The 26,089-nt window shown below is 67.0% G+C and carries 29 protein-coding genes and 1 pseudogene; 20 read left to right on the top strand and 10 right to left on the bottom strand.

Going from position 1 to position 26,089, the window contains the following annotated elements; genetic code table 11:
- The first annotated feature begins 509 nt into the window (after window positions 1–509).
- On the top strand, window positions 510–986 hold the full coding sequence (locus tag ACIP5Y_RS17580) for a DUF1772 domain-containing protein (protein WP_400351156.1): 477 nt from the start codon (window positions 510–512) through the stop codon (window positions 984–986).
- A gap of 69 nt (window positions 987–1,055) precedes the next feature.
- Here ACIP5Y_RS17580 and ACIP5Y_RS17585 read toward each other — a convergent pair whose 3' ends face one another.
- Both ACIP5Y_RS17585 and ACIP5Y_RS17590 read right to left on the bottom strand, forming a co-directional pair.
- The gene (locus ACIP5Y_RS17585) at window positions 1,056–1,295 is read right to left on the bottom strand and encodes a hypothetical protein (RefSeq protein WP_400351157.1); all 240 of its coding nucleotides are present in this window, start codon (window positions 1,293–1,295) and stop codon (window positions 1,056–1,058) included.
- Window positions 1,295–1,654 carry a hypothetical protein gene (locus ACIP5Y_RS17590; protein WP_400351158.1) on the bottom strand — a complete coding sequence of 120 codons (360 nt, stop codon included), beginning with the start codon at window positions 1,652–1,654 and terminating at the stop codon, window positions 1,295–1,297. Before ACIP5Y_RS17590 ends, ACIP5Y_RS17585 begins: the two co-directional genes overlap by 1 nt.
- A 212-nt stretch (window positions 1,655–1,866) precedes the next feature.
- Between ACIP5Y_RS17590 and ACIP5Y_RS17595 the strand changes: the two genes are divergently transcribed.
- The 3 genes from ACIP5Y_RS17595 to ACIP5Y_RS17605 all read left to right on the top strand — a co-directional run bounded on the left by ACIP5Y_RS17595 (window position 1,867) and on the right by ACIP5Y_RS17605 (window position 6,390).
- Window positions 1,867–4,470: a tetratricopeptide repeat protein gene (locus tag ACIP5Y_RS17595; RefSeq protein ID WP_400351159.1), complete on the top strand. Its 2,604-nt coding sequence runs from the start codon at window positions 1,867–1,869 to the stop codon at window positions 4,468–4,470.
- Window positions 4,471–4,547: 77 nt separating this feature from the next.
- Complete coding sequence (locus ACIP5Y_RS17600) at window positions 4,548–5,348, top strand: NTP transferase domain-containing protein (RefSeq protein WP_400351160.1); 801 nt, start codon at window positions 4,548–4,550, stop codon at window positions 5,346–5,348.
- A gap of 13 nt (window positions 5,349–5,361) precedes the next feature.
- The gene (locus ACIP5Y_RS17605; RefSeq protein WP_400351161.1) at window positions 5,362–6,390 is read left to right on the top strand and encodes an XdhC family protein; all 1,029 of its coding nucleotides are present in this window, start codon (window positions 5,362–5,364) and stop codon (window positions 6,388–6,390) included.
- A gap of 9 nt (window positions 6,391–6,399) precedes the next feature.
- Here the strand turns inward: ACIP5Y_RS17605 and ACIP5Y_RS17610 are convergent, their stop codons facing one another.
- From ACIP5Y_RS17610 to ACIP5Y_RS17635, 6 genes are all read right to left on the bottom strand, one after another.
- Window positions 6,400–7,512 (bottom strand): ABC transporter substrate-binding protein, encoded by a 1,113-nt coding sequence (locus ACIP5Y_RS17610; RefSeq protein WP_400351162.1) that lies wholly within the window; start codon window positions 7,510–7,512, stop codon window positions 6,400–6,402.
- A gap of 78 nt (window positions 7,513–7,590) precedes the next feature.
- Window positions 7,591–8,385, bottom strand: a complete 795-nt coding sequence (locus tag ACIP5Y_RS17615; protein WP_400351163.1) for an ABC transporter permease — start codon at window positions 8,383–8,385, stop codon at window positions 7,591–7,593.
- Window positions 8,386–8,393: 8 nt separating this feature from the next.
- Window positions 8,394–9,170, bottom strand: a complete 777-nt coding sequence (locus ACIP5Y_RS17620; protein WP_400351164.1) for an ABC transporter permease — start codon at window positions 9,168–9,170, stop codon at window positions 8,394–8,396.
- 38 nt (window positions 9,171–9,208) lie between these two features.
- Window positions 9,209–10,012: an ABC transporter ATP-binding protein gene (locus ACIP5Y_RS17625; protein ID WP_400351165.1), complete on the bottom strand. Its 804-nt coding sequence runs from the start codon at window positions 10,010–10,012 to the stop codon at window positions 9,209–9,211.
- Window positions 10,013–10,099: 87 nt separating this feature from the next.
- The gene (locus ACIP5Y_RS17630) at window positions 10,100–10,507 is read right to left on the bottom strand and encodes a hypothetical protein (RefSeq protein ID WP_400351166.1); all 408 of its coding nucleotides are present in this window, start codon (window positions 10,505–10,507) and stop codon (window positions 10,100–10,102) included.
- A gap of 123 nt (window positions 10,508–10,630) precedes the next feature.
- Complete coding sequence (locus ACIP5Y_RS17635; RefSeq protein ID WP_400351167.1) at window positions 10,631–11,575, bottom strand: hexose kinase; 945 nt, start codon at window positions 11,573–11,575, stop codon at window positions 10,631–10,633.
- A 129-nt stretch (window positions 11,576–11,704) separates the two neighbouring features.
- On the opposite strand from ACIP5Y_RS17635, the gene ACIP5Y_RS17640 reads away from it, so the two are divergent.
- Complete coding sequence (locus ACIP5Y_RS17640; protein WP_400351168.1) at window positions 11,705–12,157, top strand: DUF4254 domain-containing protein; 453 nt, start codon at window positions 11,705–11,707, stop codon at window positions 12,155–12,157.
- A 267-nt stretch (window positions 12,158–12,424) separates the two neighbouring features.
- On the opposite strand, the gene ACIP5Y_RS17645 is transcribed toward ACIP5Y_RS17640, so the two are convergent.
- Window positions 12,425–13,963: an ATP-dependent DNA ligase gene (locus tag ACIP5Y_RS17645; RefSeq protein WP_400351311.1), complete on the bottom strand. Its 1,539-nt coding sequence runs from the start codon at window positions 13,961–13,963 to the stop codon at window positions 12,425–12,427.
- Between the two features lie 106 nt (window positions 13,964–14,069).
- On the opposite strand from ACIP5Y_RS17645, the gene ramB reads away from it, so the two are divergent.
- From ramB to ACIP5Y_RS17705, 12 genes are all read left to right on the top strand, one after another.
- Window positions 14,070–15,479: an acetate metabolism transcriptional regulator RamB gene (gene ramB / locus ACIP5Y_RS17650; protein WP_400351169.1), complete on the top strand. Its 1,410-nt coding sequence runs from the start codon at window positions 14,070–14,072 to the stop codon at window positions 15,477–15,479.
- A 204-nt stretch (window positions 15,480–15,683) separates the two neighbouring features.
- Window positions 15,684–16,103, top strand: coding sequence for a hypothetical protein (locus ACIP5Y_RS17655; RefSeq protein WP_400351170.1), 420 nt, complete (start codon window positions 15,684–15,686; stop codon window positions 16,101–16,103).
- An 83-nt stretch (window positions 16,104–16,186) separates the two neighbouring features.
- On the top strand, window positions 16,187–16,366 hold the full coding sequence (locus ACIP5Y_RS17660) for a hypothetical protein (protein ID WP_400351171.1): 180 nt from the start codon (window positions 16,187–16,189) through the stop codon (window positions 16,364–16,366).
- A 71-nt stretch (window positions 16,367–16,437) separates the two neighbouring features.
- A complete protein-coding gene (locus ACIP5Y_RS17665; protein WP_400351172.1) occupies window positions 16,438–16,896 on the top strand; it encodes a hypothetical protein in 459 nt (152 codons plus the stop codon).
- 124 nt (window positions 16,897–17,020) lie between these two features.
- Window positions 17,021–17,695: a hypothetical protein gene (locus ACIP5Y_RS17670; RefSeq protein WP_400351173.1), complete on the top strand. Its 675-nt coding sequence runs from the start codon at window positions 17,021–17,023 to the stop codon at window positions 17,693–17,695.
- 253 nt (window positions 17,696–17,948) lie between these two features.
- The gene (gene urtA, locus ACIP5Y_RS17675; RefSeq protein ID WP_400351174.1) at window positions 17,949–19,220 is read left to right on the top strand and encodes an urea ABC transporter substrate-binding protein; all 1,272 of its coding nucleotides are present in this window, start codon (window positions 17,949–17,951) and stop codon (window positions 19,218–19,220) included.
- Window positions 19,221–19,304: 84 nt separating this feature from the next.
- Entirely contained in the window at window positions 19,305–20,189 is an 885-nt protein-coding gene (urtB, locus tag ACIP5Y_RS17680; protein WP_397014363.1) for an urea ABC transporter permease subunit UrtB, read from the top strand.
- Window positions 20,186–21,295, top strand: coding sequence for an urea ABC transporter permease subunit UrtC (urtC, locus tag ACIP5Y_RS17685; RefSeq protein ID WP_400351175.1), 1,110 nt, complete (start codon window positions 20,186–20,188; stop codon window positions 21,293–21,295). The genes urtB and urtC overlap by 4 nt, the downstream gene beginning before the upstream one ends.
- Window positions 21,292–22,080, top strand: coding sequence for an urea ABC transporter ATP-binding protein UrtD (gene urtD / locus ACIP5Y_RS17690; protein WP_400351176.1), 789 nt, complete (start codon window positions 21,292–21,294; stop codon window positions 22,078–22,080). Before urtC ends, urtD begins: the two co-directional genes overlap by 4 nt.
- Complete coding sequence (urtE, locus tag ACIP5Y_RS17695; RefSeq protein ID WP_400351177.1) at window positions 22,064–22,756, top strand: urea ABC transporter ATP-binding subunit UrtE; 693 nt, start codon at window positions 22,064–22,066, stop codon at window positions 22,754–22,756. The genes urtD and urtE overlap by 17 nt, the downstream gene beginning before the upstream one ends.
- Window positions 22,757–22,787: 31 nt before the next feature.
- Entirely contained in the window at window positions 22,788–23,564 is a 777-nt protein-coding gene (locus ACIP5Y_RS17700) for a GntR family transcriptional regulator (RefSeq protein WP_400351312.1), read from the top strand.
- A 39-nt stretch (window positions 23,565–23,603) separates the two neighbouring features.
- On the top strand, window positions 23,604–24,146 hold the full coding sequence (locus tag ACIP5Y_RS17705) for a carboxymuconolactone decarboxylase family protein (protein ID WP_400351178.1): 543 nt from the start codon (window positions 23,604–23,606) through the stop codon (window positions 24,144–24,146).
- A 16-nt stretch (window positions 24,147–24,162) separates the two neighbouring features.
- On the opposite strand, the gene ACIP5Y_RS17710 is transcribed toward ACIP5Y_RS17705, so the two are convergent.
- On the bottom strand, window positions 24,163–24,801 hold the full coding sequence (locus ACIP5Y_RS17710) for a GNAT family N-acetyltransferase (protein ID WP_400351179.1): 639 nt from the start codon (window positions 24,799–24,801) through the stop codon (window positions 24,163–24,165).
- A 126-nt stretch (window positions 24,802–24,927) separates the two neighbouring features.
- Between ACIP5Y_RS17710 and ACIP5Y_RS17715 the strand changes: the two are divergent.
- The 3 genes and pseudogenes from ACIP5Y_RS17715 to ACIP5Y_RS17725 all read left to right on the top strand — a co-directional run.
- Window positions 24,928–25,023, top strand: a pseudogene (locus ACIP5Y_RS17715) (glyoxalase); the annotation flags it as partial.
- 123 nt (window positions 25,024–25,146) lie between these two features.
- Window positions 25,147–25,722 carry a dihydrofolate reductase family protein gene (locus ACIP5Y_RS17720; RefSeq protein ID WP_400351180.1) on the top strand — a complete coding sequence of 192 codons (576 nt, stop codon included), beginning with the start codon at window positions 25,147–25,149 and terminating at the stop codon, window positions 25,720–25,722.
- A 15-nt stretch (window positions 25,723–25,737) separates the two neighbouring features.
- Window positions 25,738–26,088, top strand: a complete 351-nt coding sequence (locus ACIP5Y_RS17725; protein ID WP_400351181.1) for a YciI family protein — start codon at window positions 25,738–25,740, stop codon at window positions 26,086–26,088.
- Window position 26,089 lies beyond the last annotated feature (1 nt).

Below are 26,089 nucleotides of genomic sequence, written 5' to 3' on the forward strand. Positions count from 1 at the left end.
CGCTCGCCGAACAACGCGCCGGGGAAGCGTCGCAATGTTCGATCTCTGCTGGAGCGGCAATTTGCAGACTTGCTAGGCCCGCGAGGTGTACTTCCACACGATGGCACAGGAAAAAATGTGCGTCTACCTGTTGCAAGTGTGAATCCCCGCTAGCTTTCACCAGGCGTTTGTTAATCCTGCGAAATTAGCTTGTGAATAGCAGCGGTGGAATCTACTTACCGGTAACCCTGACCTGCAGTTTTGCATAACGCTCGTACTGTTTGAGTGACCGCGACCACGGGTGCATGACGCGCCGATGGCCGTCCAGATGTGAGCACCTTCACAACACATTGTGATCTTGAAGCTTGTGACCCGAACCACCGGGGGTCTATTACGCAGGCGAAATCCGAAATCCGGCGGGCCCCATCGGAATTCATTTTCTAGCGTCGCTAGACAATCTAGCCACGCCGATGCTATCTTTGCTTCAGTTCCTAGCGCCGCTAGATTTCAGACCGGAAAGGGCACCTGACATGCTCATCACCATCGGCCAGACCATTGCCGCCCTCGCCATCCTCGCCAATGCCGTGGTCTACGGCACCGACATCTCCGCCGCCGTGATCACCCGTTCGGCCCTCCGCCATCTGGACGACGCCTCGGTCACCAAGTTCGCCGGCTGGGGCCACTACTACGGCGACAAGCGCATGCCGCCCTTCGGCGCCGGCGGCGTGATCGCCGTCGTCCTCACCCTGATCCTCGCCGCCGTGGGCGGCCATATCGGCGCCGCCGTGGCCGCCGCCATCGCACTGGCCGCCCTGCTGACCTGGCTGGCCTGCTACGCCCTCATCGCCAAGCCCATCAACACCGCGCAGACCGCCGCCGCCCGGTCGGGCGTCATCCCCGCGAATGCCCGTGCCCTGCAGAACAAGTGGGACACCCTCCTCGTGGCCCGCGTCCCGCTGCAGGTCACCGCCCTGGCCGCCCTGTGCGCCGCCCTGGCCCTGTTCTGACCGCCGCGGATGCCCACGGCGAAATGCCCCCGATGGTGTGCACCATCGGGGGCATCGTCGTATCACCGGTCAGGCCTGCGCCGGCGCCCCCGGCGTGGCCATCGAGCAGAAGGGTGCGCACGCCCCCACCGAGGTCGGCGCGACCCCGCCCGGCGCCGGATCGGTGCTGACGTCACCCCCGCAACTGGTGGCCACGACCAGCATGACCGCCACCGCGAGCGCCAGCACCATCCCGAAAAGGATTGCGCACCGGGCCGCATCGATCCGCCGCAGCGGCAGCACGAACACGAACGGCCCCAGATCGAACATCACCGGCTCACTTCCCGCCGCCCGTGACCGCCCCTCCAGGTCACGGACGACTCCTCCCCCTCCACGACGAGTCCGCGCAGCACCAGCAGGCAGACCACCTCGGTCAGGGTGAGCCCGAGCAGCTCCGCATGCAGCGCAGCCACTTCATCATCGAATCCCGCACCGAGCCTTTCGAATTCGAGCACGATCATCTCGGCCAGCGCGATTCCCGCCAGCGCCTGTTCGCGCGTGATCCGCCGCGCCGTAGGCAGGTACGACAGCACCCACCGCCCGCGCTCCGGTTCGGGCACATCGATGCGGAAAGCGACCTCGTGAGCCACATCGCTGGAAATCATCCAGCCCGCGTCCTTGATAGCCATCGATCTTCCTTTACCAACCCCCGGGACCGATCCCCGTTCCGGTCCGATCAATTTCGGTAGGTCAATGGTCGCGAGCGCGGGCCCGTCGTTCGATCACAGCGTTTCTTGGCATGTCACAGGTTCTTGACCAGCCGAAATCCACGCGGTACCAAGGAAATATTCACAACCGAGGCGGCCGAGTGGGGGGCCGTCGCGTCGGGGGGAGGCCGATCGTGGCGCAGAGTGCCGAATTCGAACCTCATGATGCGCAGACGCGTCATGAACTGCGGAGGATTCTACTCGGAATCGGGTTGCGGGAGAATGAGTTACTGGAGCCGATGGCGGCGGAGTTGCGGCAGCGGGGGTGCCGGCCGCGGCGGGCGTGGCGGCTGGCCAACGAGCTGACCCAGGAAGCGGTGGCGGCCGAGTACAACCGGTTGAGCGGGAAGGCGAATGCGCCGATGCAGGCCAGCCGGATCTCGGAGTTCGAATCGTGGCCGGGGCCGCGCGGGCGGGGACGGAATCGGCCGCGGCCGACGGTGGAGGTGTTGCAGCGGCTCGCGGTCATCTATCGGACCAGCTGGGATCAGCTGGTGGATACGGCGGATCTGGTGGCCATGCCGCGCACGGATGTGTCGGCGTATCGGGAGGCGGTGGTGCGGCGCAGTACCGCGCGGCCGGCGGGGCGCGGAATGCCCGAGGAGACAATGCCTTTCGTCGGGCGGCAGGAGCAGCGGGCGGAGTTGCGGCGCCGGGTGGCGGAGCAGCTGGCGGCGAATCGGCCTGCGGTACATGTGATCAACGGGCTGGCGGGGATGGGGAAGACGGCACTGGCACGGAATGTCGTCACCGAACACGCGGAGCGGTATCCGGACGGGTGGATCTGGGAGGACCTGCGCGGTCATTCCGAAGGCCGGACGCCGCGCACCACGAACGGGGTACTGGAGCAGTTGCTGCTGCGGATCGGGGTGCAGCCGGAGACCATCGAGCCGGATCAGCCGCGCCGCGCGGAACGCTGGCGGGCGGAGATGCGGGACCGTCGCATGCTCATCGTGTTCGACAATGTGCTGGAGTCCAGGCAGGTCCGGGATCTGCTGCCACACTCCCCCGGGTCCTTCGTACTGATCACGAGCCGCCGCAATCTGACCGGGCTGGCGGGCGCGGCGCCGCTGCAATTGAATGCGATGGCGCGGGCCGAGGCGGAGGAGCTGCTGGTCAAGCTGAGTCATCTGCCGCCGGGTTATGACGTGGACGCGGTGCGCCGGATCCTGGAGACGGCCGGGCGGCTGCCCCTGGCCTTGCGGCTCATCGCCGGCCAGCTGGCGCACGGCGGTCCCGGCATGCTCGCGGCCGCGGATCGCGACTTCCAGCAGCTGACCGAACGATTGAAGAACGCGCCGACGACCGAGGAGTCACCGGCGGCGGATATCCTCGCCCGCTTCTCCGCGGAGGGTGAAACCTTGCGCGCCGCTTTCGAATTGTCGTATCAGCGGTTGCCGGATCCGGAACTGCGTCGCGCGGTGCGGCTGCTCGGCTGGTTCCCGGGCGCCGAGATCACCGCGGAAACCCTTGGGGCCATGGCGGATCTATCGCCCGAGGCGTCGTATGCGCTGATCCGCCGCATCTTCGAGGTGGGGCTGCTGGAGCCCGCGGTGGGCGGCCCGACCGGGCAGCGGTATCGCATTCATGATGTGACGCGATTGTTCACGCGCGTGCAGGCGTCGATCGAGGATCTGCCCGGTGAGCATGCGACGGCGATCGCCCGCCTGGTCCGGTACAGCCTGCAGGTGGCCAAATCCTTGACTGCTCCCAGACCTTTCGAGGTAGCGGGCAGTTTCCCGAGCCCACCGTGGCCGGATCCGAGCGAGGAGGCGGCGCGGGCGCGCGAATGGCTGACCCGGGAGCGGGAGATGCTGCTCGGCTGCGTGCGCGCGACCGCGTCGGGCACGCAGACCGGCGAGCTGGCCCGGCTGCTGGCCTTCCACCTGTCGGGCCTGGGGCATTGGGGTGATGCGCGCTGGCTGTTCCGCCGGGCGCTGGGCATCGCGCGCGACGATGGTGATCGGATCGTGGAGTGCGACGTGCTCTTCGGCCTGGGCACCGTGCACCGCCTGGCCTTCGACTACGAGACGGCGATGAAGTGTTTCAAGGAGGCCCACGAGATCGCCTATGCGGAGCGCGATGATCTGCGCCGGGTCTCCGCCCGCTGGGGCTATGCCGAAGTGACCAGGCTGATCGGCGATTACGACTCCTCGCGCGAGGCGTACGGCGAAGTGCTGGCCATCGCACGCGATCTCCGGAACCCGAAGTTCGAGGGCGACGCCCTCCGCGGCCTCGGCCATATCGAGCGCATGCGCGGCGACCCCGGCCAGGCCCGGGTCCTCTACGACGAGGCGCTCGCCATCGCGATCCGCATCCACAACCGCTACAGCCGCGGCTGGTCGCTGTGGGGCATCGGCAATATCAGCCGGGTGCAGGGTCACTTCGATATCGCACGAGCCGAATTGACCGAGGCCGACGAAATCGGCCTCGAGATCGAAGACCCCTTGCTGCACGCCGACGCCATGCGCGGGATGGGCCACATCTGCCGCGACCTGGGCGATCTCGATCGCGCCCAGGGCCTCTACTCCGATTCCCTGCACGTGGCCCGCCGCGCCGGCGACCCGCACGGTGAAGCGGACGCCTGGCGCGCCCTCGGTGGCATTGCCGCCACCCTCGGAAAGCGCCATCGAGCAGGCGAATTCCTCCGCAAATCGCTGGCCCTCTACCGATCGATGGGCGTGAAACTGGCTGCTGCACAGGTCACCATGGAATTGGAGAACCTGGACCGCGGCTGAGCGGTTCGGGCCGGGCCGTGACCGGGGCGGCTGCGGCTTGCACAGCGAAGCTTGCGCGGCGGCGTTACCCTGCCCGCATGACTCCCGATCGCTGCGACGGAATCGTGCTGGCGGCCGGCGCCGGTACCCGTTACGGGATGCCGAAAGTGCTGGCCGAGGACGGTGCTTGGCTGGCTTCGGCGGTGCATGCGTTGCGGGTGGGCGGGTGTGCGCGGGTGTTCGTGGTGCTGGGTGCGACGGGTCCGGCGCACCGTCTCGGGGCGGATTCCTGGCTGGTGTCGCGGGACTCGGGCATCGCGCTGCCGGCGGGCACCCATCCGGTCTGGGCGCGGGATTGGGGCGTGGGTGTCAGTGCTTCCATGCGCGCGGGGCTCGCCGCGGCTGCTGCCGTGCCGGCGCTGGAGTCGGCGCGGGCCGACGGTGCTGCCGACACGCTATTGCCCGCCGCCGACGCCGGGAGTGCCGTTCCGAGCGGGCGATCCGGTGGAAGCCCGGTGTTTGCCGCGGGGAATTCCTCCACAGGGACTTCCACATTGGGGATAACTTCGGCAGGGAATTCCCGCAGGGGGAACAGCGGGCCGGCGGGGTTCGTGGCGATCATGCCGGTGGATACGCCGGATGTCGGTCCGGAGGTGGTGGCCCGGGTGGTCGCGGCGGCGCGGGAGAGCCCGAGTGGGTTGGCGCGGGCGGTGTTCGGGCGGATGCCGGGGCATCCGGTGGTGCTGGGGCGGGGGCACTGGGCGGCGGTTTCGGCGGCGGCCGCGGGAAATTCGGGGGCGGGCACTTATTTACGGCAACGAGCGGATATGGTGTGCGTCACGTGCGACGACCTGGCCACGGGGATGGATCAGGACTACCCGACGGGCGGCGCACGGTGATCGGGAGCATGTGATGCGGGAAATCGTCGACGACCTACTACGGGTATGGCACAGCGGGCGGACCGGCGGACTGGCGACTCTGGTTCGCGCGCAAGGCTCTTCACCGATGCCCGCGGGTTCGGCCATGATGGTCGACGCGGAGGGGCAGGTGTTCGGTTCGGTGTCGGCGGGCTGTGCGGAGGCGGCCGTCTACGAGGCCGTCACGGAGTCCGTGCGCACGGGTCAGCGTGGCCTGCATCGCTTCGGACCGGGTAATGGCATGGACAACACCAGCATGGATTGCACCGGCACCCTGGATGTGTTCACGGAACCGTTCTCGCGCAGGCATTTTCCCGAGTTCCCGGATGTGGCGGCCGATATCGCGGCGCAGCGTCAGGTCACCGTGTTCACGGTGGTGTGGCACAAGGATCCGGATGTGATCGGCCAGCATCTGATCACCGATCGCCGGCACGGCACCGAGCTGGTGGCGCTGCCGGATTCGGATATCTTCGTGAATTCGTTCGCCCGCCCGCCACACCTGATCATCGTGGGCGCCAATGCTTTCGCGGGTGCGCTGGCCACCCAGGTGAAGCTGCTCGGCTATCGCGTGACCATCTGCGATGCCCGCCCGACCTTCGCCAGCGCGGGTGCGTATCCGGGGTGCGAGGTGGTGGTGGACTGGCCGCACCGGTACCTGAACACGCAGTCGGCCGCGGGTGAAATCGACGGCAGCACAGCGGTTGTGGTGCTGTCGCACGACGCGAAGTTCGAGATACCGTTGCTCACGGTGGCCTTGCGACTACCCGAGCTCGGGTATCTGGCGGCGCTGGGTTCCCGCAATGCGCACGTGCATCGCCTGGAGGCGTTGCAGGCGGGCGGTTTCGACGATGACACCCTGGCCCGCCTCTGCTCCCCCGCCGGCCTGGATCTCGGTGCGCGGACGCCCGCCGAGACCGCGGTCGCCATTGCGGCCGAACTGCTGGCCGCCCGCAATGGCGCTACCGCCGAGCCGATGTCGAGCCGGACTGCTCCGGTGCATCGGCATCCCAGTCTCGTTATCTGAGCCGGAATCTCACCCCTTCAGTTCGGGGTGTTCCGTGTACACCTCGCGCAGCACCGACAGGTCGAACAGCTGCTCGGCCTTGATGGTGATCTTGGCCTTGGCGAGCGCGGCGATATTGTCCGCGATCAGTGCGTCGGTCATGGTGAGCAGCCCGTTGGTCTTGGTGTCCGGCGACGCCACGATCCCGTTCTGCGCGGTGGCTTCCTTGGTCTGTTCGTCCTTGTCGAGCCGCTGGTCCTTGCCGTATACGTCGACGGCGAGCCGTGCCGATTCGGCCGGATCGGCGACGGCGTCCTTCCAGCCCTTGATCTCGGCGATCAGGAACGCCTTCAGCTTGTCGCGTTCCTTGTCGATGGTGTTCTGCGAGACGGTCAGGGTTTCGGCGACCAGCGGTAGCCCGTAGTCGGCGAACAGGAAGTTGGTGTTGTTGAATCCCTTGGCGCTCAAGGTGATCGGCTCATTGGTCACGTAGCTGACCCAGCCGTCCACCTCGCCGTTGGCGAGCGGTGACGGGTCGAATTGCGCGGGCACGATCTTGACGTCGTTCGGGGTCAGGCCGTTGGCGGTCAGCAGGGCGTTGAAGATGAGCTGATTGGTGTCCTGCACACCGATCTTGCGGCCCTTCATGTCCTGCGGCGTCTTGATCGGTTTGGCGGCGGAGCTGACGATGCAGAACGGATTCTTCTGATAGGTGGTGCCGACGATCTTGGCGGCCAGTCCCTCCAGCACGGCGGGCGCGGTGGTCTGCGGTGCGGACATGCCGATCCAGATCTTGCCGGTGCCGAGTCCGGCCTCGACGGAGGTGCTGGCCGCGCCGCCCGCGACCAGATTCACCGAGCCGAAGCCCGCGGCCTTGTAATAGCCCTTGGAGTCTGCGAAGTATTCGCCGGCGAATTCGATGTTCTTCAACCAGGACAGCTGCACGGCGACCGTCCCGTATTTGGAGCCGTCCGCGACGGTCCCGTTGCCGCCGGATCCGGACGAACTCTTACCGCAGGCGGCGAGCACCCCGGCCGCGCCGGCGGCCGCTCCGGCCAGTCCGGCGTAGCGGAGGAAGGAGCGCCGGCCCAGGGCTGACTGCGACAACTGCGAGGCCGGAACCGGCCCGAACAAACCACTCATGCGGTGAATCTAGGGCGTTTCGATTTCGCCCGTTTTACTTTCGCGAAGGTCCGTGTATGCGCTGTGTTAACTAATGTCTCAATCACGCACGCGTTCCGGGGCGAATCGCGCGAGCACGAGGTTCTCCAGCACGCCGACCACCGCGTACGCGAACACCGACACCACCGTGACCAGCGCGATGGACGCCCACAACTGGTTGTACTGGAAGGTGGGAATGGCGCGGATCAGTCCGGCGCCCAATCCGGTGCCGCTGCCCAGCCATTCGCCGAGCAGTGCCCCGATGAGCGCGCCCGGAACGGAAACCCGGGCCGCGGCGAACACCGACGGCAGTGCGGCGGGCACCGACACCATACGCATCGCCGTCCAGCGTGAACCACCATATGCGGCAACGAGTTCCATGGCCTGCCGGGGCGCGGTGCGCAGGCCGGTCATGATCATGACGAGGGCCGGGAAGAACACCACGATGGCCGCCATGGCGGTCACCCCGAGCAGTCCGCGCCCGAAGATGAGCACGATGATCGGTGTGAGCGCGACCAGCGGCACCGACCGCAACAGCATGGCCACCGGCATGAACGCCTGCGCCACCGCCGGAATCCCGACGAACAGCGCGGCGACCACCAGGGCCGCGCCGAGCCCGGACCCGAACCCGATCAGCGCGTCCCGCAGCGTGATCCGCATTTCGGCGAAGATGACGGAGCGCGCGGTGTCCGAGGTGGGCCCCGTCACCAGGTAGGTCCACACCTCGCCGGGACTCTTGCCGACGAGACCCACCTGTGGGTACAGCTTCAGGAAGCCGTACCAGAGCGCGACCAGCAGGATCAGCGAAACCACCAGTGGCAGCAGGAATTTCCCGATGGGCCGCAGTATGTTCAAGGATTTCATCATGCCTCCGCTCGGGTCCAGGGCAGGGCCAGCCGGGCGATGATCGCCACGATGGCGTAGCCGAGCCCGGCCAGCGCGGCCGCGGCCAGCGCCATGCCCCAGGTGCGCGGCACGTTGTAGGAGGTCTGCGCGGCGGTCAGCGCGACGCCGATCCCGCTGTCGATGCCGCCCAGGTATTCACCGATGATGGCGCCCAGCACGGCTGAGGGTGCGGCGATCTTCAAGGCGGCCAGCGTATTCGGCAGCGCGGCGATCAATTGCACGCGCCGCAACCGCTGCCAGCGTCCGCCGCCGTAGGCGCGGATCAGGTCCAGGCTGGTGGCGTCCGCCGACCGCAAACCGGACACGGTGCCGACCATGGTGGTGAAGAAGCAGTACATGGCGGCCAGGAACACGGTGGGCGTGCGGCCGCCGAAGACCACCAGGATGATCGGCCCGAGCGCCAGCAGTGGCGTGCAGTAGCTGAGGATGGCCAGCTGGGTGACCAGCATTTCGATGGGCGGAATCAGCACCACCAGGACGGCGAGCGCGATGGCCAGCACATTGCCCCACAGAAAGCCTTGCAGCGCACCCCAGGCGGTGACCTCGAAGTTGGGGCCGTAGAGCGCCCAGCCGTCGTGGTACATGGTGTCGAGGACCTGCCAGGGGCTCGGGATGGTGCCGCCCGCGACCCGCATGGCGGCGAGGATCTCCCACAGGATGAGCAGTGCCGCGATGCCCGCGAGCCCGCCGAGCCGACTCGGCACCAGCCGCTGCCGGATGGCAGCCCAGTTCATGCTGTTCGATTCTCGGCGCATTCCGCTTGTGTCCGTGATCATTCCGCCGCCACCCCGCCGCGTCCGGTGCGCCCGAACAGCAGCTCCGACAGGTAGTCGTGCAGCTTGTGGAATTCGGGACTGCGCATCATCTCCGGGGTGCGCGGCCGGGGTAGGTCGATGTCCACCATTTCGACCACGCGCCCGGGGCGCGGGCTCATGACGGCGACCACATCGGACAGGAACACCGCTTCGGCTATGCCGTGCGTGACCATGAGCGTGGTGGCGGGTTTCTCGGTCCAGATGCGCAGCAGTTCCAGGTTGAGCCGCTGCCGGGTCATATCGTCGAGGGCGCCGAACGGTTCGTCCAGCAGCAGCACACTGGGTTTCACCACCAGAGCGCGGGCGATCGAAACCCGTTGCCGCATACCGCCGGACAGTTGCGCCGGTTTGGCCTTCTCGAACCCTTCCAGCCCGACCAGCGCGACCAGGTCGGCGATGAGTTCCGGGTCGGCGGGCAGCCCCGCGACCTGGAGCGGCAGTTTGATATTGGATTCCACGCTGCGCCAGGGCAGTAGCGCCGAATCCTGGAACGCGATCCCGAATTCGTGGCGGCGCCGCAGCTCGGCGGGGGTTTCGCCATTGATGCGGGCGGTGCCCGCGGTGGGGGTGTCCAGGTCGGCGAGAATGCGCAGGATGGTGGACTTCCCGCAACCGGACGGCCCCAGCAGGGACAGGAACGCGCCTTGTTCGGTGTGCAGTTCCACCTCGTCCAGCGCTTGCACGGTGCGCCGCCCCGACCGGAAGGTCTTGCTCAATCCGCTGATGTGAATACCCGTGCCCGCGGCGACTTCCGAACTCATGGGCTAACAGTAGGAGCCGGGAATTGCGCGGATATTGCGAATCGGGAGACGAGATTTCGCGGATGTTACTTCCGGTCGCCCGTGTTGTTACCAGTAGGACGGCTCGAACCAGTCCCGCGCCTCGCGCCGGAACAGCAGCACGATGATCACCAGGGAGGCGATCGGCGCCAGCGGACCCGGTGGCCGCCCGTCGGTGATGGCGGGAACGGTCCACACCATGTTCAGGACGGCGATCAGAATCGCCCCGATGCGCACCGCCTGCCCCTCCGAATTGAAGGTCAGCGCGACGAGTCCCAGCAACCATGCGGGCACGAACGGAACGGCGGTCAGCAGGGCCGGTTTCGCGCCGAGCAGCCAGCCGGAGGAGGCGGTGCACAGGATTCCCATGAGCGCGAGCAGGACAGCGACGAGCTGTGCCGCGCGCACGACTCGCGGCATCCGATACCTGTCGTCCAGGCCCGGCCGTTGATCGGGCGGAATCCGTAGCTCGGACATCGGGTTCGACATTACCGCGCGGTCGGTCCACGGTCGCGCCGGCCACGCCGGTCGATACGAGGATTGGACCGACCCGTGACCTGCAGATCGGTCTACGGGATCAGCCTCCCGGCGTCCCGCGGATCAATGCCGCAGCGTGACGAATTCGAGTTCGCGCACCCGCACCGTCGGCAGCAGCCGTTCCCGCAGCACCCGGTCGATCTCCCCCGCCACCGGAATGACCACGGCGGCAGCCGAAGTGGCCACGGCATCGGCCAGCATGTCGGGCCAGTCGGTGGCGGGCCCGGTCGCCAGCGCGGCGATGATGGCCGCCACCGCCGCATCCCCCGCACCGGTGGGATTGCCGGCCAGCGGTTGCGGCAGTGCCGCCGACCAGGCGCGAGTAGGCGTCACGGCGACCATCCCCGCACCCCCGCGGGTCACGATCACCGCGGCCACGCCGTCGGCGATGAGCGGTTCCACCGCGGTCAGGATCTCCGGGATGGTGGTGGCGGGCAGGCCGGTGAGCCGTTCCAGCTCCTCGGTATTGGGGGTCAGCACGATGCCCGGCACCTTGGCCGCGAGTTCCAGCGCCGCACCGTCGAAATCGCAGATGGTGGGCACGCCGGCCGCGAGAGCGGTGCGGGCCAGTTCGGCGGGGAAGCCCGGCCCGACCCCGCCGGGCAGGGAGCCGGCGATCACCATGCCGTTCATATCGGAGAGCATGCCCGCCACCCGCACCCGCAGTTGATCGATGGCGTGCGGTTCGGAGATCCGCGGCCCGGGTTCCCACAGCGCGGTGGCGGTGCCGTCGTCGGATTCGCTGATCACGACGGTGCGCCGCACCCAGGGCAGGGCGTGCACGAAGTCCACCGGCATCTCGAGTTCGGCGGCGGCGGCGAAGGAGTGGTCGGCGAATCCGGTGGCGCGCGCGTATTTGCCCAGCTGGTTGAGGACCCGGGTGACATTGATACCGCGTCCGCCGAGCCGCTGGTCGACCGATCGGACCCGGTGTGCCCGTCCCCGTTCGAAATGCTCCACCCGATAGGTCATGTCGTAGGCGGGGTTCATGGTCACGGTGAGGATCACCAGTACCACTCTGCACGTCGCGGCACCGGATGCAAGACCCGAGCCTCAGGATGGCACCGAATGTCGTCGCGGAATCGCGGAATCGAATGTCGTTGCCAATCGGAGATATTCGCGTAGCAGGATGTCGCCGTGCACCCGCTCCCGCCGAAACACCTGCTGCTGCAGGCCTGCCGTGGCCTGCCCCCCGACGATCATCCGGTGTTGTACTGCGCCGGGTTATTAGCGGACCTGCACGAGCGGCGCCTGACGGCGACAGCGGGGTCGACCGCCCCCATCGATCACGATCGTGCCCGATTGGTGCACGATATCGACCGCTGGGTGGCCGCGGAGCTGCCGCGGGCCGCGCGCGATGCCCACCTGCACACCGAGACGGTGGGCACGGTGGTGGACCGGCTCGCCCAGTTCTCGGCGCTGGCGTATCTGACGCTGGCGACCTCGGCGGACGGTGCGGTGCGGGATGCGGGGCAGCGGCTCACCGAGCTGGCCATCGCCTATGAGCATCTGGCCGGTGAGCTGGCGGCGGGGCGGCGGCGATTGCCGAATCTGACCGGTACCCAGGAGACCCAGGAATACGAATACTGACCGCTCGAATGCGGTTCACCTGAGGTTTTGCGCTGTACGAACAAAGACCGCGGTCGGCGGCGCCCGGCGAGGGGGCGGGGCGCCGCCGACCACATTGGTGGACCATGCGCAATCCACCGTCGAAGACCCGCTGAAGCGGTACGGGCGCGCAGGGATCCGCGTGGGAGATGCGGTGGCAGTGCCTGCGTCCCGTCACCTGACAACCGCTCCGGCTGGAACTTTCGACGCTTCAAATCGTGCGCCGTCAACCTCGGAGGCGCCCAGGACTCAGCTGTGAATTGACTGTGGGCTCGGGCTTTGCGGAAGTAAGTGACGAATCGTGTCAATCGTGTCCGCGTCGGCGGGCTCTTTATCGGGCCGATAACGGACAACACGGGCGAAGCGCAGCGCGACGCCGCCGGGGTATCGCGGACTGGTCTGCACCCCGTCGATGGCGATCTCCACGACCAGTTCCGGCCACAGGTAGACGGTATTGCCGTCGCGCGCGCGTTCGTGGCGCGGGAATTCCGCGGTCTGCCACTGCAGCAGCGCATCGGTGAGGCCCTTGAACGTCTTGCCGACCATGATGGGCTCACCGCCCTCCGGATCCCGCGCTCCCAGATGCAGATTGGACAGATAGCCGGTGCGGCGGCCGTAACCCCATTCCGCGCCCAGCACGATCAGATCCAGGGTGTGCGTGGGTTTGATCTTCTGCCACGCGCGCCCGCGCCGGCCGGCCGCGTAGGGCGCGTCCAGGGATTTGATCATGATGCCCTCGTGGCCGGCGGCCAGCGCACCGTCGAAGTATTCGGCGGCGGCCTCCGGGTCGGGGGTGACCAGGGCCGGAATGCTGAGGCCCGGAGCCACTTTCGCGAGCGCCGCGCGGCGGTCCCGCAGCGGGGCGTCCAGCAGGTCCACGCCGTCCAGGTGCAGGCAGTCGAAGAAGTACGGGTGCAGCAGCAGTTCCTGGGCGGTGGCCGCGCCGAAGCGGCTCATGGTCTCCTGGAACGGGCGCGGGCGGCCGGCGTCGGTCAGGGCGAGGGTCTCCCCGTCGAGGACGACGCTGGTGCAATCCAAGCCGCGCACCAGGTCCACCAATTCGGGCACGCTGCCGGTGATTTCGCGCAGGGTACGGGTGAATACGCGGACCGTGTCGCCATCGCGGTGCACTTGGATTCGCGCGCCGTCCATTTTCTGCTCGACGCTCACCTCGCCGCCGAATTCGGCCATCGTCTCGTCCAGCGTGGCTCCGGGTGAGGCCAGCATGGGCTGGATGGGCCGCCCCACCTCGAGCCGGAATTCGCGCAGCGCCGCGACGCCGCCGGATTGCGCGGCCAGTGCGGTCACGGGTAGCCGGCCCGACAGCATGTGCGCGCGGCGGACGGCGTCGGACGGCACTTCGAAGGCCACCGCGACGGCCTCGGCGACAATGGCGGTGAGGGCGCCCTGCCGCATCTCACCGGTCAGCAGGCGGACCAGGAAATCGTGTTCCGCGGCGGTCGCCGCGCCGAAGAGCCCGGCCAGCAGCGCTTTCCGCTTGGCCGTCGAGCCGCTGCCGCCGACCTCCGCCAGTTCGGTGAAGACGGCGTCGACCTGCTCGACTGTGAGCGTCGCGGTCGCCGCGGGCGTACTCGCCATGGTGGTCAGCGTGCGCCACCCGGTGCCGATGCGGCCCTGCGACAGTTCGCCGGAGAGCCAGGCCACCACCTGCGCCAGCTCCTCCGGCGCGGCCTGCCGCAGCAGCTCGGCGAAGGTATTGATCTTGGTTTTCCGCGAGGAGGTGGCCCGCACCGCCAGCGACGCGTCCACCACTTCCGACAAGAGCACCATCCGACGGTAACCCCGACCCCCGACAGCCCTGTGACGGATCGCTCAGCAGGGTTGCTAATTCTCCCATTGGCATGGTTGCGAAAGGACTCATAGACTCGGTCGCATGGCCAAGACTTTCGTCGGTGGGCGGCTGCGTCAGCTGCGGACCGAACGCGGGCTGAGCCAGGTCTCGCTGGCCAAGAAGCTGGAGATTTCGGCCAGCTACCTGAATCAGATCGAACACGACGTCCGTCCGCTCACCGTACCCGTACTGCTGCGCATCAGCGAAGTCTTCGGGGTCGACGCGGGCTTCTTCTCCTCCCAGGACGACACCCGGCTGATCGCCGAGCTCCAGGAGGTCGTGATGGATCAGGAGCTGAGTATCGAGGCCGATGCCCAGGAGATCGCCGAAATGGTTTCCGCGCATCCTGGTTTGGCGCGCGCCATGGTGAACATGCACCGCCGCTACCGCAATACCACCGCGCAGCTGGCGGCCGCCACCGAGGATCGTTTCTCGGACGGCAGTGGGTCCGGGGCCATCTCCAAACCGCACGAGGAAGTGCGCGACTACTTCTATCAGCGGCAGAACTACATTCACGAATTGGATACCGCCGCCGAGGAACTCGCGAATCGCATGCGTTTCCACGGCGGTGACCTGAAGCGGGAGATCCCGCGCCGCCTCGCCGACGCGCACGGTGTGCAGATCGTGGAACGTATCGATCTGGGTGACGGCGTGCTGCACCGCTTCGATCCGGAACTGCGCCGCCTGGAGATCGCCCCGCATCTCTCCGGTGGTCAGCGCGTATTCAAACTGGCCGCCGAACTCGCCTATCTGGAATGCGGCGATCTCATCGAAAAGCTGGTGGAGGAAGGCAATTTCTCCAGTGCCGAATCGCGGGTGCTGGCAAAACTGGGTCTGGCCAACTACTTCGCGGCCGCGACGGTCCTCCCGTACACCCACTTCCACGAGGTATCCGAGGATTTCCGCTACGACATCGAGCGCCTCTCCGCCTTCTTCACCCAGTCGTACGAAACCATCTGCCACCGCCTCTCCACCCTGCAACGCCCGAAACTCCGCGGCGTCCCCTTCTCCTTCGTCCGCGTGGATCGCGCTGGCAATATGTCGAAACGCCAGTCCGCCACCGGTTTCCACTTCTCCTCCAGCGGCGGCACCTGCCCCCTCTGGAATGTCTACGAAACCTTCGCCTACCCCGCGAAGATCATGACCCAGATCGCCCAGATGCCCGACGGCCGCAAATACCTCTGGGTGGCCCGCACCGTCGAACGCCGAGCCACCCGCTACAACGACCCCAGCAAGATCTTCGCCATCGGCCTCGGCTGCGAACTCCGCCACGCCGGCCGCGTCGTCTACGCCGACGGCCTCGACCTCACCGACCCCAAACCCACCCCCATCGGCGCCGGCTGCCGAGTCTGCGAACGCGCCAGCTGCCCCCAGCGCGCCTTCCCCCCACTCGGCAAATCCCTCGACATCAGCGAACACCGCAGCTCCATCTCCCCCTACGTAATCCAATAGCCCGCCCGCCTCGCCATGGTCATAGCCACCTTGCACGGCCAAGCCTGCGACGAGGCCGAAATCCAAGCCGAAAAGGCCTACACCGCAGCCATTTCCGGCCAGCCGCCCACCACACGGCCAACTCCGGCAACCCCCACCTGGGAAGACCTGGACGACATCCCCCGTCCCCCATCACCTTCTCGATGTGACGGGATCCATTGCCCCATGGTGGAATTCGCCCCCGACCGCATGCGAGAACTCGCAACCTACCTCCGCGAGCGCGCCGACGCCATCGCCGGTAAAGCCCCGGTCGCGCTGGACAGCCGCTTGGCCGCCCAAGGCCTGAAGCCCCAAATGACGGGCCTGCCCGGATCACGCATTGCGGTGTCCGTCGAGGAAACGCTGAAAACCCTCGACACAATGCTCGAATACCATGCCGCTCGATTACGGCAGACCGCGGACAAAACCGATTCCGCGGCAGCCTCATTGGGTCAACCCAGCCACCGCCATCGCCGCGAAGGAGCTCGAGCAGCGAGCACTGACCGAGATGTTCCGGACGGCACTCGCGAATATCGCGGAAGCGGACGCCGACACCGCGAGCATTTCCGGCGTAGCTGGCGCGCATCCTGCGCGAGTACCAGGTAGGCACGGATCGCACCGAGGTCTGGCCGAGCGGTGCAATCCTCCGGACGATCCTGGCCTTCGATCCCACCTTCGAGCCGGAAGTCATGACCGAATCCGAGATCTCGGCATTGAAAAAGGTCACCGAGGCGATCGATGCGGGAAGCGCGATCGTCATTGCGAGAGGAGACGAGGTCGTGTCACCCCATATCGCATGGAGTACGCACCCGCAGGAGGACACCGGCTTACCGACGGGCAAGGGCGTGCCGCTGCCGGGGAACGGATGAGGTCGATGGTCACCCTGCGATATGCGCTGCTGATTTCCGTTGCGGCATCGGTCCTGAGCGGGTGTTCGCTCGTGAGGGAGGACAGCAAGCCCGCATGCAGCGGGTTCGACGTCTCCAAACCGTCACGGGCGCTCGGGTCGGCCGACCGCTTCTACACCGAGCTGCAGAGTGCCGGGAAGCGGGCCGAACCGGTTCGACTGGGCGACATCACTCGCGCGGCGGGATGGTCGGACAATTGGGCGGGCATGGTCGAGGTGCCGCCGTACATCACCGGCGCCGAACTGAACAGTGCCGCCGAAACTTCCGAGCACTGCTGGCTCGGACTGCCCCGTGGCGACGGCAGTGACCGGACCGTCTATGGGTACTACCTGTTCACCGAGCAAGTCGGCAATCCCCCTGTAAACAAGCCCGTAAAGCCCCTGATGTGGCCGAATGCCGTCCGGGAACTGAGCTTCGGGAACCGCCGATCACTGAGCGCGGATACCGTACTGGTGCCGACAGCAAAAGGCCGCTTCGTTCCGGTGCCATAAGCCCGATGACGGATTCGGTGACCGATTCAGCCGCAACATCTTTCGGTAATGGGCTGTCGGAGCGCGGTGTTAGTGTCTCTCCGCGGCGCCGATAAGCGCCCGGGGAGAACCGAGGAATTTACAAATGAAGATCAGGAAGTTCGCTGCGACGGCAATGCTTGCCATTGGCGCCATGGCGATTACGGGGGGCACCGCTTACGCCGATCCGGCGGCGGAGCCGAATTCTCCGGCCGTGCAGCAGATTCTGCGGGCCGGTGTCGATCAGCAAGCACTGGTGAAGTACGACATTGCCGCTTCGGGTCCCGACAAGACCGTGACCGTGAACCTGAGCGGCGGAACGTTCGCGCTCGCGGGTGATTCGCTGAACATTCTCGACGGCGCCGGCAAGGTGCTGACGAGTCTGCCGTTGAACATGCAGGTCGACGGCACCGATCAGGTGATCTCCGTGCAGCCGAGCATCGAGAACAATGGCACGCAACTGGTTTCGCATCCGGTGGCAACACCGATCGGCCACTGGGCGCCCACCTCGCCGCAGTCGCGCAGCGCCGGAATCGGCATGGCCATCGGTGCGGCGCTCGGTGTGGTGGGCGGTCTGATCGTCGGCGTGATCATCGCCATCGCGACCGGCGGCCTCGGCGTGATCGCGTTGCCGTTCACCACAATGATCGGCGCGCTCATCGGCTTGGCGGTCGGCGGCGGCACCGGCTCGGCAGCGGCGCCGGACAACCGTCAGGACGGCTGGACGTACCAGGAGGACTGCTACACGGACTCCTTCACCGACAGCCAGGTCTGCAGCTGACTTCTCCGTTCGCTCGTATTACCCACCGGTAGGGGCCGGTTCCAGCGCAACGCTGGGACCGGCCCTTTTGCGTTGCGGTGAGCAGAAATTCATGCCCGCGAAACATGGGAAATCGGACATTCATCGAGAGTCATTCCGGCGCAACAACTCCCGCCTACCTTTCTGCTCACGGATACAGCCGTTGTATACGGGCCGGTATTCCGCAGCGGCGCACGAGATGTCGCCGATGACCGTGAGCTAGAAGGGTCCGCCCATGCAAGATTCTCCCCGTCGAGCCCGAACGCGCCTGTTGACCAAGGCGCTAGTCATTCCCACCGCGCTGGCGCTGTCCGCGGTCATGGTCGCCGGGTGCGGCTCGCGCGACAACAGCAGCGCGTCGGGCTCGAATGCCAAGTCCTGCGTGGACACTTCGAAGGACACCATCAAGATCGGTTCGCTGCACTCGCTGACCGGCACCATGGCCATCAGTGAGGTCACCGTCGCGAATTCGACGAAGCTCGCGGTCGATCAGATCAATGCGGCGGGCGGTGTGCTGGGCAAGAAGATCGAGATCGTCGCCGAGGACGGCGCCTCGGATCCGAAGACGTTCGCGGAGAAGTCCGAGAAGCTGATCAGCTCCGACTGTGTGGCCGCGGTGTTCGGCGGCTGGACCTCGGCCAGTCGCAAAGCGATGAAACCCAAGTTCGAGCAGCTGAATTCGCTGCTGTTCTACCCCGTCCAGTACGAGGGTCTGGAAGCCAGCAAGAACATCTTCTACACCGGCGCCACCACCAACCAGCAGATCGTGCCCGCGCTGGATTACTTGAAACAGAAGGGCGTCAAGTCCCTCTACCTGGTCGGTTCCGATTACGTCTTCCCGCAGACCGCCAATCGCGAGATCAAGGCGTACGCCGCCGCCAACGGCATCGAGATCAAGGGCGAGGATTACGCCCCGCTGGGTTCCACGGACTTCTCCACCATCGTCAACAAGGTGCGGAATGCCAAGGCCGATGCCATCTTCAACACGCTCAACGGTGACTCGAACGTCGCCTTCTTCCGCGAGTACCACAATGCCGGTTTGACCGCCCAGACCATGCCGGTGGTCTCGGTGTCGATCGCCGAGGAAGAGGTCGCGGGCATCGGCCCGCAGAACGTCACCGGGCAGCTGACGGCATGGAACTACTACCAGACCGTGGACAGCCCGGAGAACAAGGCGTTCGTCACCGCCTACAAGGCCGCCTACGGCCAGAACAAGCCCACCTCCGACCCCATGGAGGCCGCCTACACCTCGGTCTTCCTGTGGAAGAACATGGTCGAGAAGGCGAAGTCGTTCGCGGTGGCCGATATCCAGAAGAACTGCGGCGGTGTCAGTTACGACGCGCCCGAGGGCCCGGTGACCGTGGACGGCGACAACCACCACATCACGAAGACCGCCCGGATCGGTGAAATCCATTCGGACGGCCTGATCTACACGGTCTGGGACTCCGGCAAGCCGATCGCTCCGGACCCGTTCCTGACGTCGTACCCGTGGGCCAAGGGCCTGTGAACCGACGTCCGTAATCGATGAGGGGCGGCCGGGTGTGGGACGAGTTCCGCACCCGGCCGTTGAGTCACAAGCTAGGAGACTCCGATGGAAGTGGCTGTCGGGCAGTTGTTCACCGGACTCAGTCTGGGTTCCATTCTGCTGCTGGCCGCGCTGGGCCTGTCCCTGACCTTCGGTCAGATGGGCGTGATCAATATGGCGCACGGCGAATTCATCATGGCCGGCTGCTACACCACCTATGTGGTGGAGCAGGTCATCCACTCGACCGGCGTGGCCTTGATCGTCTCGCTGTTCGTCGGCTTCCTGGTCGGCGGATTGCTGGGCGCCGCACTGGAAATGGGCCTGATCCGCTGGTTGTACGACCGGCCATTGGACACCCTGCTGGTCACCTTCGGTGTGGGCCTGATCCTGCAGCAGGCCGCCCGCGACATCTTCGGGGCGCCCGCCAAGAACGTGCTCGCCCCGCACTGGTTGACCGGCGGTATCAGCATTCTCGGCACCGTGGTGCCCAAGACCCGCATCTTCATTCTGGTGCTGGCCGTGGTCGCGGTGCTGGTGCTGTCCGCGGTGCTGAAACTGACCCCGCTCGGCCGCCGGATCCGCGCGGTGGTGCAGAACCGCAGCCTCGCCGAGACCAGCGGCGTCTCCAGCCGCGTCATCGATATCAGCACCTTCTTCATCGGCTCCGGACTGGCCGCCGTGGCCGGGGTGGCGCTGACGCTGATCGGTTCCACCAGCCCCACCATCGGGCAGAGCTATCTGGTCGATGCGTTCCTGGTGGTGGTCATCGGCGGTCTGGGCCAGATCAAGGGCACCGTGCTGGCGGCGTTCGGCCTGGGCCTGGTGAATTCGGTGATCGAGTATTCGACCACGGCCGCGGTCGCGAAGGTGATCGTCTTCGTGCTGATCGTGGTGTTCCTGCAGGTCCGTCCGCAGGGCCTGTTCACCGTTCGCACAAGGAGTCTGGCGTGAGCGAGCGACTTTCCGCACTGTTCAATGTTTCGTCGCTGCGGGTGCTGGGCGGTTTCGCGCTGGCCGCCGTGGTGCTCTTCGCGGGAGCGCCCGCACTGCTCAGCGACTTCAGGCTGGGCCTGCTGGCGAAGTTCCTGTGCTACGCGATTATCGCCGTCGGTATCGGATTGGCTTGGGGCCGTGGCGGAATGCTCACGCTCGGGCAGGGCGTGTTCTTCGGTATCGGCGCCTATCTGATGGCGATGCATATGCAGTTGGCGGATGCCGCCGCGGCGCATCAGGACGTGCCGGACTTCATGCAGATCGCCGGGATCAATGCGCTGCCGGTGTTCTGGAAGCCGCTGCAGTCGGCGCCGGTGACCCTGCTGGCGATCCTGGTCCTGCCGGGTCTGGTGGCGGCGCTGCTCGGATTCGGCACGTTCAAGCGCCGGGTGAAGGGCGCGTACTTCGCGATCCTGTCGCAGGCGCTCACGGCGGCGCTGGCGATCCTGTTGATCGGGCAGCAGTCCCTCGGCGGTTTCACCGGATTGTCGGATTTCAACGCCTTCTTCGGTTTCCGGCTCAGCGATCCGGTCAATCGCCGGATGCTGTTCTTCATCGCGGCCGGTGTGCTGCTGGCGGTGATCGCGATCGCCCGGCAGCTGCGCAACAGCCGCTACGGCGAATTGCTGGTGGCGGTGCGTGATCAGGAGGAGCGGGTGCGCTTCCTCGGTTACGACCCCGCCAATATCAAGATCGTGGCCTATGTGGTGGCCGCCTGCTTCGCGGGCATCGCGGGGGCGCTGTTCACCCCGATCGTCGGCATCATCTCTCCCGCCGATATCGATGTGGTGCCGTCCATCGTGTTCCTGATCGGCGTCGCGATCGGCGGCCGCACCACCCTGTGGGGCCCGGCCATCGGCGCGATCGGCGTGGCCTGGGCACAGACCACCTTCTCCGAGCATTTCCCGTCGCAGTGGACGTACTTCCAGGGCGCCCTGTTCATCGTGGTGGTCGGATTCATCCCCGCCGGACTGGCCGGAATCGGCCCGCTGGCAAAGCAATTGCTGGAGCGCATACACCGCAGTCCCGCCCCGGCGCCGGAGTTGGAGGTGGCGACCCCATGAACAGCGAATACCTCGAAATCCGGGATCTCTCGGTCAGTTTCGACGGCTTCCGCGCGGTGGCCGACGTGAATCTGACGGTCCTGCAAGGTGATCTGCGCTTCCTGATCGGCCCCAACGGCGCCGGCAAGACCACCCTGATCGACGCCATCACCGGGCTGGCGCAGGCCACCGGTTCGGCCCGCAAGTCCGGCACCGAGCTGATCGGCCGCAAGGTGCATCAGATCGCCCGGCTCGGCGTGGGCCGGACCTTCCAGACGGCCAGCGTCTTCGAGCAGCTCACGGTGCTGCAGAACCTCGATATCGCCGCGGGCGCGGGCCGTTCCGCGCTCACCCTGTTACGTAAGCGCAGGTCGGTGCTGCCCGCCATCGAGGAGGCGCTGGAGACTACCGGCCTGACCGAACTGCGCGACAAGCCCGCCGGGGTGCTCGCGCACGGTCAGAAGCAGTGGCTGGAGATCGGCATGCTGCTGGTGCAGCACGCGTCGGTGCTGCTGCTCGACGAACCGGTCGCGGGCATGAGCGCCGAGGAGCGCGAGGAGACCGGAAACCTGTTGCGCCGCATCGGCTGCGAGCGGGTGGTCATCGTCGTCGAACACGATATGGACTTCATGCGCGCCTTCGCGCAGTCGGTCACGGTACTGGCCGGTGGCCGGGTCCTCAGTGAGGGCACGGTCGAACAGGTGCAGGCCGATCCCCAGGTTCAACAGGTCTATCTGGGCACCGCCGCCGCGGGCGAGCTGCCACCGGTCGAGGAAGAGGAGACTGCCGATGCTGGAACTCGTTGACCTGCGTACCGGTTACGGTCGCACCCAGGTGATTCACGGTGTCTCCCTGACGGTTCCGGACAATGGCGTGGCCGCGGTCATGGGCCACAACGGCGCCGGCAAGACGTCGTTGCTGCGCGCGGCGGTCGGCCTGCTGCCCGCCAAGGGCGGCCGGATCCGCTTCGACGGCGACGACATCACCAAACTGTCCCCGTCCCGCCGGGTGAAACGCGGCATCGCCTACGTCCCGCAGGGCCAGCAGTCCTTCCCGCAGCTGTCGGCCCTGGAGAACCTGCAGGTGATCGCGGACGGCCGCAAACGCGGGAAGGAACTGATCGAGGAATCCCTCGACCTGTTCCCCGCGCTGCGGGAACTGCTGTCCCGCAAGGCCGGTCTGCTCTCGGGCGGCCAGCGTCAGCAGCTCGCCATCGCGCGCGCCCTGATCACCGAGCCGAAACTGCTCATCCTGGACGAGCCGACCGAGGGCATCCAGCCGTCGGTGGTGGCCGAGATCGAACGCACCATCATCGATCTCTCCGGTCGCGGCGGACTGAGCGTGCTGCTGGTGGAACAGCACATCGGGTTCGCATTGCAGGCGGCGCAGCAGTACTACGTGCTGCGGTCGGGCCGGATCACCTCCTCCGGGGCGGGTGGCGCGGACTCCGCGCCCGCGGTCCGCACGGCCATGGCCATCTGAACGGACCACGGTGACCACGCGCAGGGGGCGTATGCCGTTGTCCGAGCGGGTGTATCGATCCCTGCAACGGGATCTCGCGGCCGGTGTACTGGTGCCCACCGAGCGGCTCCGCGAGGAACGTCTCGCCGAAACCTACGGCGTCTCCCGCACCCCGGTCCGCGAGGCCCTGGCCCGCCTCTACGCCGACGGCCTGCTGGAACGCAATCCGGACGGCCTCTACCCGTACCGTCCCCGGGTGGACGAGCTCGGCGACCTCTACGAACTCCGGATCATCCTGGAGGCCAGGGGAATTCAACGCCGCTACCCGGCCGCACCCGGCCCGGCCACGGTATCCGGCGACACCGCCGCACGCGGTTCCGGCATCGCCGCGACGGATTCCGTCGCCTCCGCACCGCCTGGCGCGAGCTCGCTCTTCCGGCATTGCGATACCGATCTCATCCGGCACGAGCTCGAGATCTGGCGCGAGATACGCGACGAGCCGCCGGTGCCGGGTCCCGCGCTGATCGCGGCCGATGAGCAGTTCCATCTGACGGTGCTCGCCGCGGGCGGTAATGCGGCACTGGCCGATGCCCTCTCGGCCGTATACGCCCGGGTCCGTCCCGTGCGCGCCCTGGATGTCCCGACGCCGGAGCGAATCGCGGCCATGGCCGACGACCACATCGCCATTGCCGAGCACCTGCTCGCGGACGACCTCGACACCGCCCTGCGCACCCTGCTGGCGCATCTGACGAGTTCGCGGGCGCATGTCCTCACCCGGGCCCGCCGCGCCCTGGAACTGACCAAACTCGGCCAGGCGGTCCGCGAATGAACGCTGGCGACTGACTGGGACACGGGTTAAGTTGGGCGAATGGTGTCGACGCAGCCACGTATCGCCCCGGGTCGCTTCAAGGAGCTTGGCCCGTTCAATTGGGTTGTCTGGCAGGCGCTGTCCCGCGCCGCCGGCACCGATGACGCCCACCTGTTCAGTACGCTCGGCCGCACGGGCGGCCTGTTCCGCGGCTGGCTGCACTTCTCCGGCCGGCTCATGCCCGGCGGCAAACTCCCCCGCTACGAGACGGAACTGGTCATCATCCGGGTGGCGCATCTGCGCGACTGCGATTACGAGATGGACCATCACATCCGGCTCGGCAAGCGCGCCGGCGTCACCCAGGAAATCCTCGACCGCCTCCGCGGCGAAGGCCCCGCCGCCCCCGGCTGGTCCCCCAAGGAGCGCGCCCTGCTGACCGCCGTCGACCAGCTCGTCACCACCCGCGACCTCGACAATCCCACCTGGCAGTCACTCGCCGCCTACTACGACGAGCGCCGCCTCATCGAAATCGTCCTGCTCACAAACCAATACGAGGGCCTGGCCAGCACCATCACCGCCCTGCGCATCCAAACCGATCACTGATCGGGCCCGGTGATCCTTAGTCGCCGGCCCGGTGCCGGGGGCGCGCCCGGACTATCGGCGCGGTGGTGGCGGCGGGCCCGCCGTCATTGATGCGGGCGTGCATGTGCATGTCGTGCCAGCCGTCGTCGTGCAGCCAGGCACTGCGGTTCACGCCCTCGAGGGCGAAGTCGCATTTGGTTGCGACGCGGCAGGATTGCGTGTTGTGCACCGAGTGGCGCAGGTCGAGGCGGTGGAACCCGGCGATATCGAAGGCCCAGCCGATGAGGGCCTGCACGGCCCGCGGCGCGATGCCGCGCCCACGGACCGCGGGCACCACCCAGTAGGCCACCTCGGCGAGGCCGTGGGCGGGGTGGATGCTGCGCAGTGCGGCCCGGCCGGCGATCCGGCCGCTGCGGCTGTCGGCAATGGCCCAGTTGGCGTCGGTGCCGGAGCTCCAGCTGCGCGCCCAGGCGTCGACCCGTTCCTCGGCCTCGTCCTCGGTGTCGGCGCCGAGGGCGTGCCAGCGCCGGATGGCGGGATCCTGCGCGGCGGCGAACACTTCGGGTGCGTCACGCCGCAGCCAGGCCCGCAGGACCAGCCCGCCTCCCAAGGGAATCACCGGCTGCGCCCAGGTGAACATCTCGGCGGCAATGAGTGCCGGGGCTGCTCTCGGCATGGATCGGATTCTGCCCGCCCGCGCCCGGCCGCACAGCAGAATGAGACATCCGTCCCGAAATCGGTTCGGTCGTCATAACTTTCGACAAGCGCCGCCGGCCCGTCCAGCACGTAGGTGAGCGCCGCGATCGTGACACCCATCGAGACCGAGCCGTGGGGCGAGCGCTACTTCCCGACGCTCGCCCCGAACGGCCTGGTGATCCAGCTGGTGCAGTGGCTCTGACCCACCTTCGGCACCGGCCGTGAAAAAAGTTTCGCGGCCGGTGTCGATTCCGGAGCATCCCGTTCGAGGAGTAGTCGAGGGGCCGGAAGGCGGCCCCGCACCACGAACGGAAAGGCACCTCCGATGAGAAAAGTAGCGGCGTTCGCGCAAATGACCCTCGACGGCTACGCGGCCGCGGCCACCGGAATGGGACTGGAATTCACCTTCCGCGCCTACAACGACGAGCTCTCCAACTTCCACGACAACCACATTCGCGCCGATATCGGCACCGCCGTCTACGGCCGCAAGACCTTCGTCGGCATGCGCGACTACTGGTCGACGGTCCCGGACAACCCGGAGGCGTCGGACCACGAACGCGAGCACGCCGCCTGGGTCACCGACGTCGACAAGCTCGTCTTCTCGACCACCCTGGACACGCCCGGCTGGGCCAACACCCGGATCATCGCCGGCAATGCGGTCGCGCAGGTCGAGGCCCTGAAGGCGGAAGACGGCGGGACACTGGCCATCTACGGCAGCCCGAGCCTGACGCACTGGTTCACCGAGCAGGGGCTGGTGGACGAGTTCCGCGTCTTCATCCATCCGATTACGATCGGCGCCGGCATACCTTTGTTCCAGGACAAGACCGCGCTGGACCTGAACCTGCTGGAGTCGAAGATCTTCGACTCGGGCGCCGTCTACGTCCGCTACCAGGTTGCCTGAAGGGAGGATCGAACCATGCGACATCTGATGCTGCTCCGCCTCGACCCCGGCCAGGTTCCCGACGACGGCCCGGACGAGCGACTGATCGCCGACATGACCGCGCTCATCGAGGATATGACCAAGGCCGGCGTCCTCCTGGACACCGCCGGACTCTCGCCCGAGTCGACCCGCATCCGGCAGACGGGCGGCACGCAGACCCTGACCGACGGACCCTTCACCGAGTCGAAGGAGATCATCGGCGGCTACTGCATATTGCAGACCCGCTCGAAGGAGGAGGCGCTGGAATGGTCCCGCCGATTCCTGCGCGTCCACGGCCCGGAATGGGATATCGAGGTCGAACTGCGGGCGATCGATCACCCGGCCTGAC

Source organism: Nocardia sp. NPDC088792 (assembly GCF_044750615.1).
Lineage (GTDB): Bacteria > Actinomycetota > Actinomycetes > Mycobacteriales > Mycobacteriaceae > Nocardia.

Excerpts from the sequence above, each read along its gene's own strand:
- ACIP5Y_RS17580 (WP_400351156.1), top strand. The coding sequence starts at position 510 with ATGCTCATCACCATCGGCCAGACCATTGCCGCCCTCGCCATCCTCGCC.
- ACIP5Y_RS17585 (WP_400351157.1), bottom strand. The coding sequence starts at position 1,295 with ATGTTCGATCTGGGGCCGTTCGTGTTCGTGCTGCCGCTGCGGCGGATC.
- ACIP5Y_RS17590 (WP_400351158.1), bottom strand. The coding sequence starts at position 1,654 with ATGGCTATCAAGGACGCGGGCTGGATGATTTCCAGCGATGTGGCTCAC.
- ACIP5Y_RS17600 (WP_400351160.1), top strand. The coding sequence starts at position 4,548 with ATGACTCCCGATCGCTGCGACGGAATCGTGCTGGCGGCCGGCGCCGGT.
- ACIP5Y_RS17605 (WP_400351161.1), top strand. The coding sequence starts at position 5,362 with ATGCGGGAAATCGTCGACGACCTACTACGGGTATGGCACAGCGGGCGG.
- ACIP5Y_RS17610 (WP_400351162.1), bottom strand. The coding sequence starts at position 7,512 with ATGAGTGGTTTGTTCGGGCCGGTTCCGGCCTCGCAGTTGTCGCAGTCA.
- ACIP5Y_RS17620 (WP_400351164.1), bottom strand. The coding sequence starts at position 9,170 with ATGAACTGGGCTGCCATCCGGCAGCGGCTGGTGCCGAGTCGGCTCGGC.
- ACIP5Y_RS17625 (WP_400351165.1), bottom strand. The coding sequence starts at position 10,012 with ATGAGTTCGGAAGTCGCCGCGGGCACGGGTATTCACATCAGCGGATTG.
- ACIP5Y_RS17630 (WP_400351166.1), bottom strand. The coding sequence starts at position 10,507 with ATGTCCGAGCTACGGATTCCGCCCGATCAACGGCCGGGCCTGGACGAC.
- ramB (WP_400351169.1), top strand. The coding sequence starts at position 14,070 with ATGGCCAAGACTTTCGTCGGTGGGCGGCTGCGTCAGCTGCGGACCGAA.
- ACIP5Y_RS17655 (WP_400351170.1), top strand. The coding sequence starts at position 15,684 with ATGGTGGAATTCGCCCCCGACCGCATGCGAGAACTCGCAACCTACCTC.
- ACIP5Y_RS17660 (WP_400351171.1), top strand. The coding sequence starts at position 16,187 with ATGACCGAATCCGAGATCTCGGCATTGAAAAAGGTCACCGAGGCGATC.
- ACIP5Y_RS17670 (WP_400351173.1), top strand. The coding sequence starts at position 17,021 with ATGAAGATCAGGAAGTTCGCTGCGACGGCAATGCTTGCCATTGGCGCC.
- urtA (WP_400351174.1), top strand. The coding sequence starts at position 17,949 with ATGCAAGATTCTCCCCGTCGAGCCCGAACGCGCCTGTTGACCAAGGCG.
- urtB (WP_397014363.1), top strand. The coding sequence starts at position 19,305 with ATGGAAGTGGCTGTCGGGCAGTTGTTCACCGGACTCAGTCTGGGTTCC.
- urtD (WP_400351176.1), top strand. The coding sequence starts at position 21,292 with ATGAACAGCGAATACCTCGAAATCCGGGATCTCTCGGTCAGTTTCGAC.
- urtE (WP_400351177.1), top strand. The coding sequence starts at position 22,064 with ATGCTGGAACTCGTTGACCTGCGTACCGGTTACGGTCGCACCCAGGTG.
- ACIP5Y_RS17700 (WP_400351312.1), top strand. The coding sequence starts at position 22,788 with ATGCCGTTGTCCGAGCGGGTGTATCGATCCCTGCAACGGGATCTCGCG.
- ACIP5Y_RS17705 (WP_400351178.1), top strand. The coding sequence starts at position 23,604 with ATGGTGTCGACGCAGCCACGTATCGCCCCGGGTCGCTTCAAGGAGCTT.
- ACIP5Y_RS17710 (WP_400351179.1), bottom strand. The coding sequence starts at position 24,801 with ATGCCGAGAGCAGCCCCGGCACTCATTGCCGCCGAGATGTTCACCTGG.
- ACIP5Y_RS17720 (WP_400351180.1), top strand. The coding sequence starts at position 25,147 with ATGAGAAAAGTAGCGGCGTTCGCGCAAATGACCCTCGACGGCTACGCG.
- ACIP5Y_RS17725 (WP_400351181.1), top strand. The coding sequence starts at position 25,738 with ATGCGACATCTGATGCTGCTCCGCCTCGACCCCGGCCAGGTTCCCGAC.